Raw genomic sequence first — 4,479 nt, 5'->3', positions numbered from 1 at the left:
TTTTTTACTGAATTCGGCTTTTTATTATACCCAATTTAAATGCTGAACAGCTTAATGTTTAAAAACCTACTATATTTTTTACACCTTTGATGTAAAGAATTAATGTTTTATGTGTATAAATAATTACTATTGGCTGGTTAGAGGAATAGCCTAATGAGTAATGCATTTCTACGTATGGTTGCTGGTAGTGAAGAGTATTCTTATTCACTGCTGACTACTGGTGAAATGGTGCTGGGTCGTGACCCTAACAGTTGTCAAATACTCCTAGATTCCAATGTTTACACGATGGTTTCGCGGCGTCATGCGACAATTCGCCCATCTCCAACACCAGATGGCAGAACTAGCTTTTTACTTTGTGATCTCGGTAGTGCGAATGGAACTTATTTAAATGGGCAGATTTTGCAGGGGTGTCAAGAACTGCAACATGGCGATCGCATTACTCTTGGAAGTAACGGTCCACAATTCTTTTTTGAGCATCAGTATCAGTACAATCCCCAACCGCCTGTAGGGACACCACAGCCAGCATACCCAAAAACGACAGCAGCGTATAACTATTCACCACCTTCACCCAGTAACAATGACGACACTAGCTTGTCGCAACTAATCCCGCTTCTGTCTGCACCCAAAGATTTGACTCGTAAAGCGTACTTAGTGCCAGGAATTATTACTGTTGTCTTTGTAGTACTACTGTTTTTTGTTCAAGGTTATTTATATCAAATATTACTAGGAAGTTATTTGGCTGGGGCAACTTTGTATTTTATCTACCAATTATGTGGCAAACCTAAACCTTGGTGGGTACTCATTGCTTCAACCATAACCACAATGGTAGTTTTGCTCAGTCCGATACTGGATCTTTTCATCATTGTGTTTCGTGGTATTTTACCAGGAAGCATACCTGAAGATCCCAGCAATCTTAGCTTCCCGGAGTTATTTATTCGCTTCTTTTTTGGTGCTGGGTTACTAGAAGAATTACTCAAAGCCTTACCCATCATCGGATGTTATTTGATTGGCAAATCTCTAGCATCTCCCAAGCGAGAACGGATCGGTGTTTGGGAACCCTTAGATGGAATTTTGCTAGGTGCAGCTTCAGCAGTGGGCTTTACTTTATTTGAAACCTTGGGTCAATATGTGCCTGGTAGAATTGCAGAAGTGGCTCAAGATATGGGAACAGAAGCGGCTTTGGGAGCAGGTTTGCAGTTACTGATTCCGCGAATAATAGGCGAAGTTGCAGGACATATGGCTTGGAGTGGCTGGTTTGGATATTGTATTGGTTTAGGTATTCTTAAGCCGCGTCTAGCTTCACGAATTATACCCATAGGGTATCTTAGTGCTTCTGGGCTACACGGTTTATGGAATAGCAGCGCCGGACTTGCGGGTTCGTTGGGAGTGTTTGTTTTAGGGTTGTTGGTAGTAGTCGGGGGAATATCTTACGCTTTGTTGGTGACAGCAATTATCAAAGCACGAACTTTATCACCGACGCGTGAGCAGAATTTCGCGACTCGCTTTTTTAAATAATCAATAAATGAGGAGCATCCCAAATTTTCAAAAAACCGCCTGCGATTGAAATCGCAATCTCATAGTGAAAGAAAGTCTGCTTAAAGCAGACTATTTGATTTACAGCAGATTTCAACAAACATGAGGTACAGAAGGACCTCACCCGCGCTACGCGCATGGGGCTTTCATGGGTAGGGTTTTTAGCAGAGCGAAAATAGTTGAGAAAATTCTCAAATGTTCAACGTGGTTTGGTCGTTTCCGGATTCTTAAATCGGCTGAAATAGTCAAAAAATGACCAAATACAAAATCCCTACCCTTGAAAGGAGGGTTGGGGAGGGTATACTTAAATGCAAAGCGCTGTATTTAAGTCGTCTTCAGACGACTTGTGCTATTAGCTATGGGTTTTAACCCAAGCGCGGTATATTGAAAAAATTGGGATGCTCCCAAGGATTGTAGGGCATAGCATAATAAGCTTGTAATTGTGGGCGCTTTTTCCCTAACAGCAAGTGAAATCTTAAAAGGCGCTGTGTAACTTCCAAACATTGTCCCTTATTTGGCTTGGGAGATTTAATCTCAAATAAGAATTCTTTGCCGTCGTTGGCAAGGATATATAAATCAGCACGAACCTTTTTTGTTTCTAAATCATCTGAGTGTCGAGTATTCAAAACTGCTGTTATCATTTGTTCTAAAGATGGTTTAGCTTGTCCTCTATTAACAGCAGATTCATAATTTTCTTTCTGTCTTTCTGCTTCTGCAAAAGCTGTAACACTGACCTCTGCCTTGATATCATAAGTACGGCGAACCTCTTGATGATGTTCAAGAGCAATTAAACGAGCGCACTCTTCAAAAGAATTTCCTAATTTAGTACTCAAGCCTCTTTCAAACTGATTGATACGTATTAATTCTGGTGGAATAAGTGCTGCTTGAAATGGCTTTAATTCTCCATTTGCTGAAAATCTTGATAAATACTCTGCTGCGTTATTGGGTTTTACTATTTCACGTCCCTTGTACTCATCTACAAGACCTTCAATAAATCCTTCTAGATAACCTTTAATTTCTGCACGAGTTTTAAAACTAATAGCTGGCATTTGTAAAGTTAAAACTATAAAATTATTTGGAGTAAAGCTTTCATCAAATGGTATACAACAGGGATAGAAACCGCATTACCAAATTGATGCTTTGCAGTTGTCTCGTTTTCTGCTATTTGAAAACAGTCCGGAAAACCTTGCAGTCTGGCGTAATCTTGTGCAGTTAAAGGTTTAAATTTCTTCTTTTTATATATTTCTTCAATAAATACTTGCTTATATATTTCTGGCTCTTGACATTCTAGAGATATTGTAGCTACAAAATCTCTGGTTCCAGTTGCTGTTAAAGTTGCGATAGCATCCGCATGGGGCAAGAATACTTTAGAAACTCCGTTAATTCCTGAAGAAATTTTAGAATTCTCAAATTCATAACCTTTACCTTCAACAAAGCGCAGAATTTTTTTAGTAATTAAAATATCAAGTTCTTCTGCTTTTAAACCAGAAATCAAAGTTTCTAAGATTTTAAAACTTAAAGGATTACCGTCCTTTTGTCCGTAAATCTTTTTTCTTCGATTTTTCATAATAGTTTGACAAATGAATTTTTCTCTTGCTGTTGTTTCAATTAGATCCCAAGAATGAATTGTTGTATGTCCATCTCTGATATCAGTAAAGATAAAAAAATCGTTTAATTCATCTATTTTTTGGAATCTCCCTCGATAAGCTGGAATTTTACCATCAATAAATAACACTTTTGGTGGAAATTTCTTTTTAAGATAATTACTGCGTTGAATTCCAGGAATCACATCATAAAGTTTTGGCTGTTGATCTATTGGTTTAGGAAATGTAAAACCCCAGCAGTTTTCTCGCTCACTTCTAATACCAACAATAAAGATTCTATCTCTATCTTGAGGTAAACCAAAATCATATGAATTTAGAACCTGATACTTAACTACATACCCAGCTTCTGTAAGATGATTAAGTATATATTCCAGGCTTGTTCTATTTCTAGGTTCCGTTAATCCTTTGACATTTTCAAATATAAATGCCTTTGGTTGATTAGCTTTTACTACTCTAAAAACATCAATCCATAACTGACCTCTTGGGTCATCCAAACCTTGTAATTTACCTGCGATAGACCAAGGTTGACAAGGCACTCCCCCAACCAAAACATCTATTTCAAAAGGCAGTTTATTTAGCTTGGTAATATCTCCTAAATATGCTTCGTTTGCATTAACATCACGAATGAAGTTTTTTTGATAAACTTTAATAGCTTCTTTATCAATTTCTGAATAGCCTAAACATATTCCTCCTAACTCTTCCAGAGGAATTCTAAATCCGCCTATGCCGGCAAATAAGTCTACAAATGTAAATTTAGTTTGGCAACTGATGACATTTGTCGGTTGAAATAATTGAAATAACTCTAATTGTTGAGCATAAGTATCTGTTTCCATGTGCTTGACAAACGTCACTATCTACCAAATCATATCAATATTTAACATAAAACCTAGCAAAACGTCTTCTTCTGACATCAAACGCATTACCAAATAGTTTCAAGATTCAACACAAACCCTGGCAAAACATCTTCTCCTGACAAACTAACAGGAGATTCTAAAACTTCAACTTCTTTCCCAATTCGATAAATCTCCACTTGCCGAGATTTACGATTAATCAAGAAACCCAATTTAGCACCATTATCTCGGTATTCTCTCATCTTTTCTTGAGCCACTTTCAAACTATCACTGGGTGAAAGTAATTCAATGACAAAATCAGGACAGATAGGCGGAAATTTTTCTTTTTGCTCAGGAGTAAGAGTATTCCAATGCTCTAATTTTATCCAAGCAGCATCTGGAGAACGATCTGCACCATCGGGGAGTTTGAAACAAGTAGAGGAGTCGAAAACAATTCCTAACGGGACTTAAACAAAAAAAGGAAAACAAATAAGGTATAATGCCCCGCTAGC

Annotated in this window: 3 protein-coding genes and 1 pseudogene; 1 reads left to right on the top strand and 3 read right to left on the bottom strand. The window is 37.6% G+C overall.

Translation table 11 applies throughout. The features are described from left to right. The first annotated feature begins 153 nt into the window (after window positions 1-153). Window positions 154-1,515, top strand: a complete 1,362-nt coding sequence (locus AC5JMK_RS12690; protein ID WP_096673979.1) for a PrsW family glutamic-type intramembrane protease — start codon at window positions 154-156, stop codon at window positions 1,513-1,515. 383 nt (window positions 1,516-1,898) lie between these two features. On the opposite strand, the gene AC5JMK_RS12685 is transcribed toward AC5JMK_RS12690, so the two are convergent. From AC5JMK_RS12685 to AC5JMK_RS12675, 3 genes and pseudogenes are all read right to left on the bottom strand, one after another. Continuing rightward, window positions 1,899-2,582, bottom strand: a complete 684-nt coding sequence (locus tag AC5JMK_RS12685; protein WP_495910238.1) for a TdeIII family type II restriction endonuclease — start codon at window positions 2,580-2,582, stop codon at window positions 1,899-1,901. Window positions 2,583-2,596: 14 nt separating this feature from the next. Next, window positions 2,597-3,970, bottom strand: coding sequence for a DNA cytosine methyltransferase (gene dcm, locus AC5JMK_RS12680; RefSeq protein ID WP_096673973.1), 1,374 nt, complete (start codon window positions 3,968-3,970; stop codon window positions 2,597-2,599). Window positions 3,971-4,056: 86 nt separating this feature from the next. After that, window positions 4,057-4,425 (bottom strand): annotated as a pseudogene (locus AC5JMK_RS12675) (Uma2 family endonuclease); the annotation flags it as partial. Window positions 4,426-4,479 lie beyond the last annotated feature (54 nt).

This window comes from Pelatocladus sp., from assembly GCF_059505505.1.
Note: the sequence above shows the minus strand (reverse complement) of the source record. Positions and strands in the feature narration are given on the sequence as shown.